Annotated in this window: 14 protein-coding genes; 12 read left to right on the top strand and 2 right to left on the bottom strand. The window is 72.1% G+C overall.

Annotated features, from left to right (window positions below):
- Positions 1-8: 8 nt before the first annotated feature.
- Together ACBJ32_RS41730 and rmuC are read right to left on the bottom strand one after the other, a co-directional pair.
- A complete protein-coding gene (locus ACBJ32_RS41730) occupies positions 9-521 on the bottom strand; it encodes a DUF6542 domain-containing protein (protein ID WP_375131503.1) in 513 nt (170 codons plus the stop codon).
- 14 nt (positions 522-535) lie between these two features.
- Entirely contained in the window at positions 536-1,792 is a 1,257-nt protein-coding gene (gene rmuC, locus ACBJ32_RS41725) for a DNA recombination protein RmuC (RefSeq protein ID WP_375131502.1), read from the bottom strand.
- 95 nt (positions 1,793-1,887) lie between these two features.
- Between rmuC and ACBJ32_RS41720 the strand changes: the two genes are divergently transcribed.
- The 12 genes from ACBJ32_RS41720 to ACBJ32_RS41665 all read left to right on the top strand — a co-directional run bounded on the left by ACBJ32_RS41720 (position 1,888) and on the right by ACBJ32_RS41665 (position 17,747).
- Entirely contained in the window at positions 1,888-2,613 is a 726-nt protein-coding gene (locus tag ACBJ32_RS41720) for a hypothetical protein (protein ID WP_375131500.1), read from the top strand.
- Between the two features lie 11 nt (positions 2,614-2,624).
- Positions 2,625-3,701 carry a redox-regulated ATPase YchF gene (gene ychF, locus ACBJ32_RS41715; protein ID WP_357876958.1) on the top strand — a complete coding sequence of 359 codons (1,077 nt, stop codon included), beginning with the start codon at positions 2,625-2,627 and terminating at the stop codon, positions 3,699-3,701.
- 201 nt (positions 3,702-3,902) lie between these two features.
- Positions 3,903-4,202 carry a hypothetical protein gene (locus tag ACBJ32_RS41710; RefSeq protein WP_357876961.1) on the top strand — a complete coding sequence of 100 codons (300 nt, stop codon included), beginning with the start codon at positions 3,903-3,905 and terminating at the stop codon, positions 4,200-4,202.
- A 585-nt stretch (positions 4,203-4,787) separates the two neighbouring features.
- Positions 4,788-5,549, top strand: coding sequence for a conjugal transfer protein (locus ACBJ32_RS41705; protein ID WP_375131499.1), 762 nt, complete (start codon positions 4,788-4,790; stop codon positions 5,547-5,549).
- An 81-nt stretch (positions 5,550-5,630) separates the two neighbouring features.
- Positions 5,631-5,882 carry a hypothetical protein gene (locus ACBJ32_RS41700; protein WP_225276234.1) on the top strand — a complete coding sequence of 84 codons (252 nt, stop codon included), beginning with the start codon at positions 5,631-5,633 and terminating at the stop codon, positions 5,880-5,882.
- 54 nt (positions 5,883-5,936) lie between these two features.
- On the top strand, positions 5,937-9,098 hold the full coding sequence (locus ACBJ32_RS41695) for a TcpE family conjugal transfer membrane protein (RefSeq protein ID WP_375131498.1): 3,162 nt from the start codon (positions 5,937-5,939) through the stop codon (positions 9,096-9,098).
- A gap of 47 nt (positions 9,099-9,145) precedes the next feature.
- Positions 9,146-11,623 carry an ATP-binding protein gene (locus tag ACBJ32_RS41690; protein WP_357876970.1) on the top strand — a complete coding sequence of 826 codons (2,478 nt, stop codon included), beginning with the start codon at positions 9,146-9,148 and terminating at the stop codon, positions 11,621-11,623.
- Entirely contained in the window at positions 11,620-14,013 is a 2,394-nt protein-coding gene (locus ACBJ32_RS41685; RefSeq protein WP_375131497.1) for a type IV secretion system protein, read from the top strand. Before ACBJ32_RS41690 ends, ACBJ32_RS41685 begins: the two co-directional genes overlap by 4 nt.
- A 2-nt stretch (positions 14,014-14,015) precedes the next feature.
- On the top strand, positions 14,016-14,636 hold the full coding sequence (locus tag ACBJ32_RS41680) for a hypothetical protein (protein WP_375131496.1): 621 nt from the start codon (positions 14,016-14,018) through the stop codon (positions 14,634-14,636).
- Positions 14,633-15,727 carry an NlpC/P60 family protein gene (locus tag ACBJ32_RS41675; RefSeq protein ID WP_375131495.1) on the top strand — a complete coding sequence of 365 codons (1,095 nt, stop codon included), beginning with the start codon at positions 14,633-14,635 and terminating at the stop codon, positions 15,725-15,727. The genes ACBJ32_RS41680 and ACBJ32_RS41675 overlap by 4 nt, the downstream gene beginning before the upstream one ends.
- Positions 15,724-16,116, top strand: coding sequence for a (deoxy)nucleoside triphosphate pyrophosphohydrolase (locus ACBJ32_RS41670; protein ID WP_375131494.1), 393 nt, complete (start codon positions 15,724-15,726; stop codon positions 16,114-16,116). The genes ACBJ32_RS41675 and ACBJ32_RS41670 overlap by 4 nt, the downstream gene beginning before the upstream one ends.
- Positions 16,117-16,181: 65 nt before the next feature.
- Entirely contained in the window at positions 16,182-17,747 is a 1,566-nt protein-coding gene (locus tag ACBJ32_RS41665) for a hypothetical protein (RefSeq protein WP_375131493.1), read from the top strand.
- Positions 17,748-17,793: the final 46 nt, after the last annotated feature.

The following is a 17,793-nucleotide window of genomic DNA, read 5'->3' as shown; positions in this document are numbered from 1 at the left end:
TCGCGGCCTCAGTCCTCGCCGCGCGGGGTCCCGTACACCTTGGGCTCGAAGTACCCTTCGGGCTCCGGCACGAACGGCTGGCGCGGGCGCGTCATCTCCGCGCCCGCCTTCAGCTCTTCCCGAAGCTCCCGTACGTTGTCGCGGAGCCCGCGCCGCCACGCGATCCCCAGCACCAGGGCCGAGCCCGCGAACAGCCACGGCGCCCCCTGCGTCATCGACGTGTAGAGGCCCAGCGCCAGCGACTGCACGATCGACACCGAGCCGAACGCCCGCCCCAGCTCCACGAAGAGCGTGGCGCAGAAGAACACCAGCGGCGGCGTCACCACCAGCGACAGCAGCTCGCGCCGGTTGACCAGCACCACGCCGAGCACGCTGGCCAGCACGAACGCCGCGCCCACGATCTGCTCCACGCCGAACACGGCCGTCAGGACGTAGCCCGCCAGGGTGGCCACCAGGGCGAGCGCGATGGCGCCGCGAGCCGTCAACCTGACCGCAGAGCGCCTGCCCTTCTCACCCACCACTGGCCCACCCCCATTTACTGCGACCCGCCTGCCAACTTACCGTTCGCGTGGGTTATCAGAGATGAGGTTTCGAGCAGTTCTGGGGAGGCCAGCGGCCTGGGCAGCCCTTCGAGCATCTCGGGCGCGTCGAGCTCGCCGTCCACGACGCCGAGATCGTGCAGCTTGCGCGCCGTGACCAGGACGCGGCTTTCGAGCGATCCGACCGACTTGTTGTACGCCTCCACGGCCCGCGTCAGCGCCTTGCCCAGCGACTCCACGTTCCTGCCCAGGGACGACAGCCGCTCGTACAGCTCCTTGCCCAGCTCGAACACCGCCCGCGCGTTCTCGCTCAGCGCGGCCTGCTGCCAGGCGTAGTGCGCGGTGCGCAGCATCGTGATCAGCGTCGTGGGGGTGGCGATGTGCACGCGCCGCGTCATCGCGTACTCCAGCAGCCCGGGGTCGCGTTCGAGCGCCGGCGCCAGGAACGCCTCGCCGGGGATGAACAGCACCACGAACTCCGGCGACGGGTTGAACCCCTGCCAGTACGCCTTGGCCGCCAGCCGGTCGATGTGCTCGCGCACGTGCCTGGCGTGCGCGTCCAGGCGTACGGAGGCGAGCGATTCGTCCGAGGCCTCGGCGGCCTCCAGGTAGGCGGCCAGCGAGACCTTGGAGTCGACCACGATGTTCTTGCCCCCGGCGAGCCTGACGACCATGTCGGGCCGCATGGAGCCCTCGGTGACCTGCTCGTCGAAGTCGCAGTGGCGCTGCATGCCGGCGATCTCCGCGACCCTGCGCAGTTGCAGCTCGCCCCACCGGCCGCGGGCCTCGGGCCGCTGCAGCGCCCTGACCAGGGCGGTGGTCTGGGAGCGGAGCTGCTCGTTGCTCTGGCGGACGAACTCCATCTGCTTGGCCAGCTCGGCCCGTGCCGCCCGCTGCCCCGACTCGGTGTCACGCAGCTGCGACTCGACCCGGGCCAGCGCGTCCTTCAGCGGCTCGACCAGGTGCTCGACGGCCTGCTTGCGCTGCTCCAGGTCGCCGGTGGCCTCCGCGCGGCTGGCCGCGAGCCTGGTCTCGGCCAGTTCCAGGAAGCGGATGTTGTTGACGTCGAGGGCGCGCGTGGACAGCGCCTGGAACCGCTCGGCGAGCTGCTCCTCGACGTAGACCAGCTTCTCGGCCGCCGACTTGGCGCGCGCGTCGGCCTCGGCCACCCGCACCGCCGCCCGTGTCCTGGCCACCAGGAACCCCACGAGCAGACCGACGGCGAGACCGATGAGAAGCGACACGACGTCCATCCCAGCGATGATCCCAGGATGCGGGGCGCGAATCTTCCCGACACGCTTGGGCGTTCCGCTTGTGCGCCTCATCGCCCGTCACGCACAGTACGGGGATGGATACGGTACCGAAGCTCGCCGCCGCGGGCGTCGCCGTGGCTGCGGTCATGGTCGCGCTGGGCGGCGCGGTCATCGCGGGCTCGGGGGAGGCCACTCAGCCCCGCCCGGTGCTGCGCTGGACGCCCGGCGCGTGCGTCACCGGCGAGCTGGCGCTGACGGCGTGCAACGGTGGCGACTCCGAGGTGGTGGCCATGGCCTCCGACCCGCCGGCGCCCGGCGAGTGCCCGGTGGACACCGACGAGGTCCTGCGGGTCGGCGCGGGCCGTACGGCGTGCGTGCGCAACTTCCTGGAGCCGCATCCCGGCGCCCCCGGCGGAGGCGGCGGCCTGCTCAGGCCGGGCGACTGCGTCACGCTGGACGGCCGCGAGCGGGCCTGCGCGCGGCCCGGCTGGTACGGCAGGGCGCTCGCCCTCGCCGGCGAGCCCGCCGCCTGCCCCGACGGCACCCTCGACACCCTCGACACCCTCGACGGCGACTCCCAGGTCATCTGCCTGGGCCGGGGCGGCCAGGTGCTCGACCGCGGCGCCTGCGTGGCCGAGCCCGCCACCGACGTGATCGCCCGGTCGGCCGTCACCCGGGTGCCCTGCGACTCCCCGCACGCCTGGGCCAGGGTGCTGTCGTTCGAGGTCACGCCCGCGCGCTGCCCGCCCAGCTCGCGGCGCTACCTGCGCGCCGACGAGGGCAACCGTCCGGTGACCTGTCTGTACGTGCTCAGCCAGTAAACTCTGCGTTCGTGAGTCTCTCCATCGGCATCGTCGGCCTGCCCAACGTCGGTAAGTCCACGCTCTTCAACGCGCTGACCAAGACCGGCAACGCGCTCGCGGCGAACTACCCGTTCGCCACCATCGAGCCCAACGTGGGCATCGTCGGCGTGCCCGACGACCGGCTGCCCGTGCTGGCCGAGATCTTCTCCTCGGCCCGCATCCTGCCCGCCAAGGTCGAGTTCGTGGACATCGCGGGCCTGGTCAAGGGGGCCTCGGAGGGTCAGGGCAGGGGCAACCAGTTCCTCGCCAACATCCGCGACACCGACGCGATCTGCCAGGTCATCCGCGTCTTCAGCGACCCCGACGTGACGCACGTCGACGGCGAGATCTCCCCGAAGCGCGACATCGAGACGATCAACACCGAGTTGATCATGGCCGACCTGCAGACGGTCGAGAAGGCCGTGCCGCGCCTGCAGAAGGAGGCGCGCAACAACAAGGACAAGAAGGCCGCCCTGGAGGCCGCCGAGGCCGCCCTGGCCGTCCTGGAGACCGGCAAGACCGTCTTCGAGAGCGGCCTCGACCGTGAGGAGCTGCGCGAGCTGCACCTGCTCACCGCCAAGCCGTTCCTGTACGTGTTCAACCTCGACGCCGACGAGCTGACCGACACCGCGCTCAGGGAGCAGCTCTCGACGCTGGTGGCCCCGGCCGAGGCCGTGTTCCTCGACGCCAAGATCGAGTCGGAGCTGGTGGAGCTCGACGAGGAGGAGGCGCTGGAGCTGCTGCAGTCGGTGGGCCAGGAGGAGTCGGGCCTGCGCCAGCTCGCCAGGGTCGGCTTCGAGACGCTGGGCCTGCAGACGTACCTGACGGCCGGGCCGAAGGAGACCAGGGCCTGGACGATCCGCAAGGGTGCCACGGCGCCCGAGGCGGCGGGCGTCATCCACACCGACTTCCAGCGCGGCTTCATCAAGGCCGAGGTCGTCTCCTTCGACGACCTGGTGGAGGCCGGTTCGATCGCCAACGCCCGTTCGGCGGGCAAGGCGCGCATCGAGGGCAAGGACTACGTGATGCGCGACGGCGACGTCGTGGAGTTCCGCTTCAACGTCTGACGTCTTCGACGGCACGGCGCTCACGGACAGCGAGCGTTCGCTACGGTAGGTTACCGACGGCGGCCGGCGGCGAAGCCCCCATAGGCGTCTGGTGTCCCTGGAACGACCAGACGTTTGTTCCAGGGATAACTGATGCGTCAACCACTTTGGGCCCCCGCGCGTCGAATCGTCACGGCGTTCACGCTGAATCGGGAGGCCCTCATGTTCCGTCGCATCATCAGGAAGAGGCGCTCGGCGCCCACGCTCGCGGGCATCAGCCTCGAGGAGGAGCTGGCCCTCATCAGGGTCGAGCTCATGTACGGCCTGCGCGTCAACCGCGAGGCGTACCTCCGCAGGAAGGTGGACGAGCGCGTCGAGATGGCCACGCGCATGCGCGAGCGCGAGCCGGCCGAGATGCTGGCCGATCTCCGGGGTTCGCTGGAGCGCTCGGTGCGGCCGACGGTGGTGGACCTGCACAGCCGGCGTCAGGCGCGGACGAGCCAGGATCCCGAGCCCGCCTGACCGGCGGTCGCTGATTCCGACCCATGCCGATTCCGCAGGTCGAGACAGGTCCATGCCTATTTTGGACAGGAATCCGTGGCTGCCGCGCTATGCGATTTTAGGCGTCTGGCCTGGTCAAAAGGCGATTGCAACGGGAACTGACAGGAATCGGCACTGTGGCCTGTCATGCGGGCCCGGTTTGCCGGTGGGGAGGGTCATGCCGCAGCATGGGCGTGGCTTTCTCGGAACAATGGCGGAGACCGGATAGGGTGACTACTTCACCGCGGATGATGGGGATCGGCAACGGACGACACCGCGCCAGCCGGGGGGATCGGCGCGAGCGGAGGCGTGATGGCTCGTAGGTCTACCGTCCAGCACGATCCTCGGATCGCTGACGGGCCCGGGCTTTCCGCAACCCTGGACACGGCTGACTTCGAGGCGCCGCCGCCCCGCAGGCCGCGGCGCGGCGGCTGGTCGGGTGGCGGCGGACGATGGCTGGTGTGGACCGGCCGCATCATTCTCTGGGCACTTATCGTGGTTATCGTGGTGAATGGGATTCGTGCCCCATTTGAGCGGTTTACCCAGCAAGAGCCTGCTTCGTCCAATGTGGCCGCGCAGGTCGACAAGGGATTCCCCACCGACGGCGGCATGGCGTTCGCCGCCCAGTTCGCTGGGGTTTATCTGAATTTCAGCCCGGAAGACGCGGCCAGCAGGTCCAGCAAGCTCGCGGCGTTCCTGGCCGAGGGCATGGACCCGCAGATGGGCTGGGACGGCTACGGCAAGCTGGCGGCCGTCGCCGTCCAGCCGTACGACATCGAGGCGACCGACGCCCACAACGCCGTGGTCAGCGTGGCGTTCCAGAGCGGCCCGCGCCGGATGCTGCTGTCGGTGCCGATCTACTACTCCGGCGACGACGCCGGACGGCGCTTCGTCGTGGCGGGCCGCCCGGCGGTCCTGCCCGCCCCGGCCCCGGCCGACCTCCCCCAGGTGGCCGCGCCCGAGACCGACGACGCGGCGGCCGCCGAGCTCAAGCCCCAGCTGGAGGGCTTCTTCAAGGAGTACGCGTTCGGCGACGCGGCCGGGCTGCAGCGCTACGTCGCCGCCGGCAAGAGCCTGCCCAGCTTCGGCGGCGCGTTCACCTTCTCGCAGCTCAAGGAAGTCGTGGTGCCTGTGGGGGGTGCCACCCGAGAGATTCAGGCGGTCGTGGTGTGGGCGGTGCCCAGCGGCGACGCCCCGCCCACTCCCAACGCCACCGACCCCGCGGCGGTCGGCGGCACGCTGGAGCAGGTCTACCGCCTGACCGTGGAAAAGCAGGGCGACAAGTGGTTCGTCGCCGACATCCGCGGTGGCGGCCGCGTCGTTGGATAGAGGCACGGCCGCGCCGCTGATCGGTACCCCCCGGGAGGACAAGAAGTGACCTTGAAGACCGTAGTGCTCACCTTGATCGAGATGTCGCCGACACCGACCCCGGTGTCCACCGGCATCGACACCGGAGGGCTCGCCAACTTCCTGCGCGCGTTCTTCGCCCCGTTGTTCCTGGTCGTCGTCTCAGTGGTCGCGCTCTTCTTCCTCTTCACCCGTGAGATCACGCGTTTCGTGCAGTTCCTGATACTGGCCGTGGCCATCGGAGTGATCTTCTACGTGCCCAACATCATCGAGGTGACAGCGCGGGCCATCGCGGGCGCACTGGGCATCAGATGAGGGTTGAGACCGCTTCGCGGCGGTCATGAACGAGCGGGTGGAGAGGAGGACCGTGTGGACCTGCCCACGTATACGAACATCTGGCGGATAGAGAAGCGGCTGTACAAGCTGTACGACCTGCGGCTGCCGATGCCGCTGCCCATCGTCTGGATCGGCGTGTTCGTCGGCGTGTTCGTCCCGTGGTCGCTCCTGCTGGTCCTGGTGGGCGTGCCGGTGGAGATGCCCTGGCACGTGCTGTTCCTGGTGCCGCCGGGCATCGTGACGTGGTTGTCCACCCGTCCGGTCATCGAGGGCAAGCGGCTCACCGAGCTGCTCGAGTCCCAGCTGCGCTACCTGGGCCAGCCGAAGGCGTGGTACCGCATGGCGCCCAGCTCGGAGCCCGAGACCGTCACGTTCTCCGGCCGCGTCTGGCGCACCGGCCCCGCCCGCGCCAAGTCGAAGGCGCCGCGCAAGGCCCGCCAGCCGCAGCGCAGGCGCGAGGGCCAGCGGCTCACCGGGCCCCGCCAGGTCCGCCCCGCGGTCGCCGCCGCCGCTGCCGCCGCCTCCCAGGCTCCCGTCGCCGAGCCGCCCTCCCGTACGGGCTGGGGCAGCCGCCGGGGCACCGCGCCCGCCCTCAAGGGCCGGGTACGCCAGGGAGCCGCGTCTCCGGCACCCGGGGCCACGGCCGGGCCGGTGTGGCGCGAGAAGGGGGTCTCAGGCGGCTCTGGGCGGCGTCCGGAGCGGCCGGTGTCGCTCCTGGAGGAGGCCGTCGGCGCGGCGCACGCGCCGGCCGGGCCCGACCACGTGGACATGCCACCCGCACAGGACGAGCTTCCCGCGATCGAGACCACCGGCGGGCAGGCGGAGGGCGGCCCGCGCCGTGAGATCGCCGCCGGTCAGGAGGCCGTCGCTGTCGGCGGAACCGCCGGCGAACATGACGACGAGGCCACGGACGACGCTCGCGCCGCGCGCCGCGCGCCGGAGCAGGGCCCCGCCACCGGGCAGGAAACCGCGGTGGCTCGCGATGCGCAGCCTCTGGGCGCGCATGGGGAGACGAGCGCCGAGGCGGTGGCCGCGCGCGAGGCGAGCGTGCCGATCAAGACGGCGGAGAGCCGCAAGCCCGCGGCGGGCAAGCCCATCGACACCGAGGCGCTGCGGCGGTTGCGGCGGCTCGCGGCCAGCGCCGACGCCCCCGCCGACGCCCCCGGACGCGCCGAGACGGTGGCGCGCAGGGGGTCGTCGGAGCGGGGCGAGGACGAGGTCGCCAGGGACCAGCACAGGAAGGGCCAGCCGCCGCGGCTCGCCCGGACCGGGCTGGAGTTGCCCGGCACCCAGCGGGTCTGGCCCCCGATCAACCCGAACGCCAAGCCCCTGCCCCGCCCGGCTGTCCGCGGGACGCAGGAGGGCCGGGAGGACACTCCCGCGGACCTCCGCCAGGACCACGGCGACCACCGCACACCGGGACCCGTTCCGGCGGATCCGGCCGGGGGCGACGTGCCGGGCGCGAGCGTTGTGCCTGGCACTGACGATGTGCCCGCCGCCGGCGATGCGCCGGTCGCCGGCGATGTGTCCGGCGCCAGAGATGTGCCAGGCACTGGCGATGTGACGGGCTCGGCTGATGCGATCGCGGCCGATGCGGTGGGCGCGCGCGACGGGGCGCACGGCAAGCAGCAAGCCCGGCCGGACGCCGCGCTGCCGGACGCCGTGCCACAGGCGCCCGCCGAGGTCCAGGCGGTTGCCGAGGACGGTGGCGTCGCTGAGGTGCCTGAGCGGCCGGAGCCGGTGACGGCCGGCGAGAGTGCCGCGGTGACCGGCGACGGCAGCGAGACGGCAACAGGCGACGGTGACGAGACGGCAGCGGGCGACGGCAGCGAGACGGCAGGTGGCGACGGCAGCGCTGCGGAGACAGGCGACCGCGGTGCCACGACGGCGGATGCCGGCGTCGCGCCGGTGGCGGGCGAGCCCGTCGACAAGGCGGCTCAGCACCCGGGCAGCGCCGAGGCTCAGGAGCCGAGCAGTGGCGCGGCTCAGCAGCCGGGCAGCGGCGTGGCCCAGGGGCCGAGCAGTGGCGCGGCTCAGCAGCCGGGCAGCGGCGTGGCCCAGGGGCCGAGCAATGGCGCGGCGCAGCGGCCGGGCAGCGGCGCGGCGCAGCACCCGGATGATGGCGCGGCTCAGGAGCCGCGGGAGGCGGCCGGTGGGCGGAGTGGCGCTGGCGGGGTGCGGGGCGGGCGGCCCGGTGAGATCGTGGCCCCCGTGCCGGTCCCCAGGCCGGGCGAGGGCCGGGTGCGCAGGGTCGAGTCCGTGGTGGGCAGGGACTCCGGCGGCTGGCGCCGCATCGCGCAGGTCGTCGTGGGCGGCGGCGGGGTCCGTACCGACGGCTCGGAGATCGACGAGGCGCGGGCCAGGGGCGTCTTCCCGGGCGGCCGGCGGATCGTCGTGCTGGGCTGCACCGGCGGAGCCGGGCAGACCACGACGGCGCTCATGCTCGGCCACACCTTCGCCCAGGTACGCGACGACAGGGTCGTGGCCGTCGACGCCAACACCGGCGGCGGCACGCTGACCAGCAAGATCCAGCCGGAGACCCCCGAGACCCTGACGTCGCTGCTGTCAGGGCTCGACCGGGTCAGCGGCTATCTCACCATGCGGGGTTACACCACGCGGACCGCCTCCGGGCTCGAGGTGATCAGCGCGGACACCGACGCGGGCGCCGAGCAGCGCCTCGCGGACCGGTCCTTCTTCTCCGACCACCGGCTCGGCGAATCCATGCGCCTGCTCGACCGCCACTACAAGCTGGCCGTCATCGACCCGGCCGCCGCCCTGGCGGCCAGGTTGCTGCCGTACGCGGACCAGCTCGTCCTGGTGGTTCCGGCGAGCGAGGAGGCGCCGGAGGCGGTGGCGATGACGTACGAGTGGCTCGACGGGCACGGCTGCGCGGAGCTGCGCAGGCGGGCGGTGATGGTGGTCAACGGCGTCAGCAGGCGCTCGATGACCGACGTCGAGCAGGCGGAGTCGGTGGCCAGAGGCAGGTGCAGGGCCATCGTCAGGGTCCCCTGGGAGGACGATCTGGCGCCGGGCGGCGCCGAGACCGTCGATCCCGGGCAGTTGCGCGCGGCCGGGCGGCGGGCCTATCTGGCCCTCGCCGGTGTGGTGGTCGCGGGCTTCGCGGCACAGACCGTACGGACGAGCGAAGAGGAGTTGGCGAGTGACCCCCCGGGCACGAGAATCGGTGAGCGATAAGTGAACAAGCGAGCAGGTCTGGCCCGTTCATGCGCCGAGGGGGCGGCATGAGCAGGGCGTCCCGAGCGCACCAGCGCCTCGCGGTCCGCTACTTCGACGACCGCATCCTGCTCACGGACACCTGCGCATGGGCGTACTTCCGGCTCCCGACGGTCAGCTACGAGTTCGTCACGCCGGAAGAGCGCGAGGCGCTGGCCACCAACATCACGATCGCGCTGGCGGCGATCAGGATGCCCGACGCCGAGGTCCACCTGAGGGTGGCGCACCGCACGTACCCCGCCGCGGAGTGGGCCATGGCGCTGAACGCCACGTCCGACGAGGGGCCTGGCTGGCGCGACTACCTGGAGGAGATGTACCGGCACGTCTGGGCCAAGGACTTCTGGACCAAGGAGGTCTACCTGGGCGTGCGGCTCGGCCCGCGCGGCAAGCAGCTCGGCAGCGGCGTGCTGTCCCAGCTCCTCGGCTTCTACCAGAAGACGGAGAAGACGCTGGGCATGGAGGACGACCAGGTGCCCGACAGCGAGATCGGGCGGTGGACCGAGCAGGCCGAACGGCTCGGCAGGGCGCTCGCGTCGAGCGCGCTGTACGCCCGTCACGCCACCTCGGTCGAGGTGGCGTGGTTGTTCCAGCACGCGGCCGCCGGCTCGGTCGGCGATCCGGCGCCGTCGGCGAGCCCGCGCAGGCGCTGGGGCAGGGGCGAGATCGAGTCGCTGGTGGAGGGCGAGATCCACAACGGCAGGTCGCTGCTGCGGATCGTGCAGCCCCAGGGCGACTCGTACGTGGCCTACCTGTCGTTCGCGCGGTTCCCCGACCTGATGCCGTTCCCCGACGGCGAGCCGTGGCTGCACTTCGCCGACCAGTTGCCGTTCCCGGTGGAGGTCTCCTCGCGGATGCGGCTGATCCCGCCGGTCAAGGCGTCCAAGGACGTGGCGCGCAAGCTCGCGCACGCCCGCGACATGGACCACCACATCCGCGAGGCGGGCGCGGAGGCGCCGCTGGCGCTGGCCGAGCAGATCGACGCGGCCCGCATGCTGGAGCACGGCATCACCAAGGAGCGGCTGCCCTTCGTGTACGGCTGGCACCGCCTGATCGTCTCGGCCCCCACCGAGGACATCTGCGTGCAGCGGGTGGAGGCGGTGGTCGAGCACTACCGCGACATGGGCATCGACGTGGTGAACTCGACCGGCGACCAGTTCTCGCTGTTCTGCGAGTCGCTGCCGGGCGAGAAGGTGCGCCTGAACGCCTACGCCCAGCGCCAGCCCCTGCGGACGATCGCGGGCGGCATGGCCACGGCCACGGTCGATCTGGGCGACCGGCTGGATGAGGGCAGCGAGGGCTGGCTGGGCCCGTACATCGGCGAGACCGTCGGCAGGGCGCGCAGCATCGTGCACTTCGACCCGCTGGTGGCGGCCACCCGCAACCGGCCGACCGCCATCGCGATCACCGGCGAGCCGGGCGGCGGCAAGACCACGCTCGCGCTGCTGATGATCTACCAGATGGCGCTGCGCGGCGTGACGGTCGCGGTGATCGACCCGAAGGGCGACGCGGAGTCGCTGGTGCAGCTCCTGGAGAAGCGGGGCCGCAAGGCCCGGGTGATCCCGCTGGGCTCGGCCGCGCCGGGGCTGCTGGACCCGTTCTCGTTCGGCGACGACATCGCGGCGAAGAAGACGATGGCGACCGAGACGCTGCGGCTGCTGCTGCCCCGCATGTCGGAGGAGCGCGAGTCGGCGATGATCCAGGCGGTGGCGGCGGTGTCCAACGGCGAGGACCCCTCGCTGGGCAAGGTCGTCGACTTCCTGGAGCACGCCGACGACCCCGCCTCGAAGAACCTGGGCGCGGTGCTGCGCTCGATGTCCGAGATGCACCTGGCCAGGCTCTGCTTCGACCCGTCGGGCGGCGACCAGATCGACTCCGAGGGGTGGACGACCGTGTTCACGCTGGGCGGCCTGACGCTGCCCGACGTGGCCACGGGCAGGGAGGACTACTCCTACGAGCAGCGGCTGTCGGTGGCCCTGCTCTACCTGGTGTCGCAGTTCGCGCGCAGGCTGATGAACGGCCTCGACCGGCGCGCCCCCAAGGCGATCTTCCTGGACGAGGCGTGGGCGATCACCTCCACGCCCGAGGGCGCCAAGCTGGTGCCGGAGGTCAGCCGGATGGGCCGCTCCCGCAACACCGCTCTCGTGCTGGTCTCGCAGAACGCGGGAGACCTGCTCAACGAGCAGGTGACCAACTGCTTGTCGTCCGTCTTCGCGTTCAGGTCCACGGAACGGGTGGAAGTGGACCACGTCATGTCCCTGCTCGGGGTGGAGCCGTCGGAGGAGCACAAGGCCGTGCTGCGCTCGCTGGGCAACGGCGAATGCGTATTCCGCGATCTGGATGGCAGGGCGGGCCGGATCGGAGTAGACCTGATCTCCGAGGAACTTCTCCGCTGGCTCGACACGAACCCGACGCACGACAAACCCGGCGCCGCCGGGCATGATGATCATCAAGGGGGCGTGGGCAGGGCGCAGGAGGTACGGTCATGAAGATCCGGCTATCCCGACGACTGGCGCTCGTGCTCGCGCTCGTCAGCGCCGTTCTGGTGGTGCCGCTCGTGCTGGGCGCCACCACCACCCCGGCCGCCGCGGCTCCCTGCGACCTGTCGGGCCCGCTCTCGCCCGAGATGGTCGGCAGCGGTGTCGACGGCCTGATCCAGCCGCCGGCCACCGCGGGCCCCCCGCGGGCGGCGACCACCAACTACACGCAGTTCGGCATGAGCGGCCAGTTCTGGCACACCCACGATCTGACCTGCTCCGACTACGTGGCCGTGCTCGGCAACATGTGGGCCAACGGCATCTTCACCGCGGCCAAGGCGGTCGACCGGCTGACGATCACCACGTACCAGGCGGCGGCGACCGAAGGGCCGCTCCAGTCCATCAAGGACGTGGTCGACGACATCGTCACGAGCCTGTCCAACGCCATGTACTGGCCCTACCTCCGCCCGATCGTCATCCTCGGCGCCATCTGGCTGGCCTGGTACGGGCTGATCCGCAAGCGTGCCACCACGACCGCGGAAGGCGTCATCTGGATGGTGCTGGCGGTCACCGTGGCGGTCTGGTTCTTCAGCCGTCCCGGCGACTTCACCGGCCTGGGCAAGGTCGTCACGGACAAGACGGGCGAGGTGGTCAACTCCGCCTTCTCCGGCCTGCCCGGCGCGGGCGGCGCGTCCTGCCTGCCGCCGCCCGGCAACGCCAACCCGCAGGTCACGACCGGTGGGTACGCCCAGAGCGGCACGCCCGGCGTGGACCAGAACGCCGACGCGCTGTGGTCCACCCTGGTCTGCAAGCCGTGGCTGGTGGGCCTTTTCGGCACCTCCGACCCCCAGCAGCCGATCGTCCGCGACTGGGGCCGCAAGGTGCTGGAGATGCAGTCGGTCCCGGCGCCACAGGCCGGCCAGCCCGCCCCGGACGTGGGGGCCAGGCAGTCGGAGTACGCCTCGCTGGCCGACAAGCTCAGGAACGACCCCCGCTACGCCACCTTCTCCGGCCGTGACTGGTCGAACCGGCTCGGAGTGGCCGTCGGAGCGTTCATCGCGGCCATCGTCGCGGGGCTGCTCATCTTCCTCGTGGCGGTCTCGCTGCTGGTGCTGAAGGTGGGCTTCCTGCTGTTGCTCATCCTCGGGCCGATCTTCCTGCTGATCGGCGTGCATCCGGGCAGCGGGCGGATCGTCGCCATGCGCTGGGTGGAGATGCTCATCGGCACGCTGCTGCGGCAGGCCGTGCTGACGGTCGTACTCAGCGTGCTCGTGTACGGGTACGCGCTGATCATCTCGACGGCCATGCCATGGGGCATGCAGGTGCTGTTCATGGCGTTGCTGACGATCGCGGTGTTCTTCTACCGGCGGCCGTTCCAGCACCTGTTCGCCTCGATGAGCGGCCACACGGTCACCACCCGCATGCTCGGCGAGGCCGCGAGCTCGTCCGTGCTCGAACGGTCGGCGGGCGCGCTGCCGCCGGTCGCCTCGGCCAGGATCGGCCGCTGGGGGCTGCGCAAGGCCGAGCCGCTCATCAGGGCGGCGGGCGCGGTCAACCCGGCGGGGGCGGCGGCCTCGGCGGCGGCCGGGCAGATGCGCGTGCGCGGCGAGGAAGGGGAGGGCGCCGCTTCCGGCACCCGGATCCCGGCCACGGCGGCCCCGCTCGACACCGACCAGCAGGGTGGCAAGGCGGCCGGCCGGGCCACGCTCGAACCGCGCAGGGGCACCGCGCCCCCGCTCAACCTGAACGGCGCGCCGGCCCGCACCCGCGGCGGGGCGGCGGGCGGCCCCAGGATGGGCGCGGCCTCGCCGACGGCGGGCGGCTCCGGCGGCTCGGGCGGTTCTGGCTCGGGCGGCGGCTCGGGCTCCGCCGGCGGCTGGTTCGGCGGGGCGTCCGGCGGCGGCTGGGCCCGGCGCGGCGGCTCCGCGGGCGGATCCGGGGGCGGCTCGGCGGGCGGTTCGCGTAGCACGGGCGCGCGCACCTCGCGCTTCGGCGGCTCCGGGGGCTCCGCGAGCTCCGGCGGCTCGCGCGCGGGCGGGACACGCTCGCGCGGCGGCTCGGGCGGCGGCGGTCTGTTCGGCGGCGGCGGCTCGGGCGGTTCGGGTGGTTCGGGTGGCGGTCTGTTCGGTGGAGGAGGCTCGCGCAGGTCAGGCAGCGGCTCGAACGGGTCGAACGGCTCGCGCGGCGGCCTGTTCGGCGGTGGCGGGTCGGGCAACGGAGGGTCCAGGTCAGGCGGCGGCACCTCGCCCGGCCCCCGGATCTTCGGCTCGGACGAGCCGTCGTCCCGCGCCTCCGAGGCGCCCCCGCTCTGGCTGCGCAGCAGCCGCAACGGCGGCGGCTCCGGCGGTGACAGCCCCGACGTGCCCTTCTGGCTCAAGCCGAGCAACCCCGACAAGGACTGAACATGGCACAGCCGGGTGACAGGCGAGGGGTGGCCTTCGCCGCCGTCGTCGTGGTCATCGCCGCGGTCGGCATCTACCTGACGATGTGGCCGGACTCGTCCGACCAGGCCACGCCGGAGCCGGAGGCGAGCATCGCCACCAGCTCCGCCGTGGCGTCGAGCACGCCGCTGGCGACCGCGAGCGCCGCGCCGTTCGACATCTACGCGTACCTGCCGATGCAGAAGGAGCAGCTCGCCGCGGCGGCGGACCTGGCCGAGCGGTTCACCGCCGCGTACGGCACCTTCCGCTACGACGAGGACCCGGCGGCGTACGCGGAGCGGCTGAAGGTGTACTCGACGCCGGAGCTCGCCGGCACCCTGACCAGGACGGTCACCTCGGCCGGCTTCGTCGAGCAGAACCGCGTCGACCAGACCGTCTCCACCGCCACGGCCCGGCTGAAGGAGATCAGGCAGGTCGAGAAGTCCTCCGTCGTGTTCGTCATCACCGCGAGCCGGCAGGTCACCGCCAAGAGCGGCAACAAGCTGGCGCAGGAGGAGTACGCGGTCACGGTCAGCCAGCTCGGCGCCGACTGGCGCATCTACGACATCCTGCCGTCCACCGAAGGCCAGGAGGGTGACCAGTGAAGCTCTCCAGGACACGGCTCGCCCTGATCATCGGCGCGGCGGGGCTGCTGCTCCTGGTCGCGGTCCTCGTCTCGCCGCTGCTGCTGATGTCGATGCCGTCGTTCCTGGCCGACGGCGGTATCACCGTCGACTGCGAGGACACCGCCCAGGTGGAGGAGGTCTCCGACTCGGCCGCGTCCGACATCCCGGCCGAGTACCTGGAGCTGTACAAGGAGCACGGCAAGAAGATCGGCGTCCAGTGGAACATCCTGGCGGCCGTCGGCAAGCGCGAGACCGACCACGGCCGCTCCACCCTGCCGGGCGTCAGCAGCGGCACCAACGCCGCGGGCGCGGCCGGGCCGATGCAGTTCCTCATCTCCACGTGGGGCGGCAAGGCCAGGATCCCGACGTCGTCCGAGTTCAACGGGTACGCCTCCGACGGTGACGACGACGGCGTGGCCGACGTCTACAACCCGGCGGACGCCATCCTGGGGGCCGCCAAGATGCTCAAGCGCAACGGCGCGCCCGAGAACGTCCGGCAGGCGCTGTTCGTCTACAACCGGGCCTGGTGGTACGTCGACCAGGTCGAGGAGATCGCCAGGCAGTACGCCAAGTCCGGCGTGGTCAAGGTGCCGCCGCAGGCGTCGGAGGACTGCGACGACCCGCTGGTGGAGGCCGCGCCGAGCGACCTCGTGGCCAAGATCCTGCAGTACGCGCTGGCGCAGCGCGGCAAGCCGTACCTGTGGGGCGGCACGGGGCCCGACTCCTTCGACTGCTCGGGCGTCATCTACGCGGCCTACAAGGCGGCGGGGCTGACGATCCCGCGTACGACGTTCACGCAGTGGCCGTTCGGCGTGAAGGTGTTAGAGGGTGAGGAGCAGCCGGGGGACCTGGTGTTCTTCAACGCGGGGCCGGGCACCTCTCCCGACAACCCCGGCCACGTCGGGCTGGTCGTGTCGAAGGGCAAGATGCTGGAGGCCCGGTGCCGGTTGTGCGGGCCCATCAAGGTGACGAGCTACCAGGCGCGCAACAACCGCGTGGGCTTCACCCGTCCGTTGCAGAACCCCGACGTGGTCGAGCAGATCAAGAAGCTGCAGAATCCTTCCCTATGAGCATTGTGGTCGTTGCCGCGGTGATCGTCGGCCCGGGTGGGCGGGTGCTGGCCGCCCAGCGTGCTGAGCCTGCCACGCTGGCCGGTGGCTGGGAGTTCCCCGGGGGGAAGGTGGATCCGGGGGAGAGCGAGACCGCGGCGCTGGTGCGGGAGTGCCAGGAGGAGCTCGGCGTGGAGGTCGCCGTGGGCGAGCGCGTCGGCGGGGACTGGCCGCTGGCCGAGGGGTACGTCATGCGCGTCTGGCTCTGCTCCCTGCTGTCGGGCCGCCCCGAGGCGAAGGAGCATCTGGCGCTGCGCTGGCTCGGGCCGGGAGAGTATTACGACGTCGAGTGGCTGGGAGCGGATCTGCCCATCATGAAGACCGTGGAGAATCTGCTCCTGCGTGATTAGGACATCCCTCTCTGTGACACAATGATTACTGTGCGTAATTTGTCGCGGCGGGGGAGTGGGGAGCGATGCGGAGGAGCTGGGTCGTCGCCGGTGTGCTGATCCTGGTGGCGGTGCCCTCCGTGCCCGTGGCGGCGGCTGGGGTGTCGCTGGTGCTGGAGCGGGTAGGCGGGGCCGACGGGGTCGGCAAGTGGGTCAGGACCGGGGACACGCAGCGGTTCCGGGTGCGGCTCAACGGGATGGGGCGGGGGGCCCGGGTCGCGGTGGCGGCCAGCCCTGTGGAGGCGCTGACGAAGGTGGCCTGCGAGCCGGCGCCGGGGCGGGCCTCGCGGTCCGGCCCCGAGGCGAGCGGCGCACCCGGGACAGCGGCCGTAACGGGTCCGCCGGCCGCGGCCTCTGGCACGCAGCCGGCGCCTCGTGCCGGTACGGCGTCTCATGCCGGTACGGCTTCTCGCGTCGGTACGGCCTCCGTCATCGGCGCGGTTCCGAAGGTCACCGGGACGTCGCACACCGGTGTGGCGGCGACGCTGACCATGCGGGCGCTGTCCGTGGTGGGCGGCGCGGGCGTGAAGGGGACGGCGCCGCCCGGGACCCGGGTGTGCGCGCTGGGGAAGGTCTCCGGCGAGCGGGCCGTGGACATCACGCTCAAGGCGCCGGCGGATACGAAGGAAGTGGTGCTGGCCGCCGTGGCCAGGGTGCGGGACGCCGAGAGCGGCGGGCTGACGACCATGAGCAGGACCGCCGCCGTCCGCGCGGGTGAGGTGATCACGGGCGACGCGGCGACGTTCGCGGGGCCCGCCCACCGCCTCCACCCGCAGCGGCCCGGCGCGGTGCGGCCGGACGGCACGAAAACCCGGTCGGGCACCCCGTCTCAAGCCCTGCCACCTCGCGCCGGAACCGCGCCCGCTCAAGCCACCAGCACGCCGGCGCGCGCCCCAGCCTCCCCCGCACCCGCCCAAGCCACGCCTGCGCGTGCGCAGGCCACGCCCGCACGCACCCGAGCCGCCCGAGCCACGCCTGCGCGTGCGCAGGCCACGCCCGCACGCACCCGAGCCACGCCCGCACGGGCGCGGGCCGCGTCGCGGCGCGCGCGGGCCGCGACGGTGCCGCCGGCGGCCGGGTCGCTCGTCATCCCGAGCACGATCCCCAGCGTGGCGCCGAGCGTGGTGCCGAGTGCGATGCCGAGCGTGGCGCCGCAGGGCGTCACTTCGGGTGCGGTGGCGAGCGTGGCGCCGGCGCCTTCCGCCGACGGTGCTCCGCAGCCCGCCGCCAGTGGCGTTCCGCAGGCGTCCGCCCCGCCGGCGCCCTCCAGCGGCCTCTGGCCGGCACCCGCCGGCGGCGCCCCGCAGGCGTCGGCCGGCGCGTTCCCGCAGCCCTTGGCCACGGCGCCCGGAGCCGTTCCCAGCCCGTCAGGGGCGATTGTCTCGTTCCAGCCGGAGGCCGCTGGAGGGGAGGCGCCGTTGCCGTGGGGGATGGCCATGTCCGCGAAGCCTGTCGAGCCTGTCCGATGGGTCAGTCCAATTGACGGCCCGAAGGCGTTGCCCATGGTTGTCGGGGGTATCGGACTACTGATGGCGGGCCTGTGGGCCGTTGTCACGGTACAACGAGGCCGTAAACGGAGAAAGGTGTTGTAATTCCGTCTTTACTGTTACTTTTACCCGGCTAGTATTCCCTTGACCA

Origin of the sequence: Nonomuraea sp. GTA35 (assembly GCF_041950525.1) — a bacterium.
Classification (GTDB): Bacteria; Actinomycetota; Actinomycetes; order Streptosporangiales; family Streptosporangiaceae; genus Nonomuraea.
This window is presented reverse-complemented; position numbering and strand designations above follow the sequence as displayed.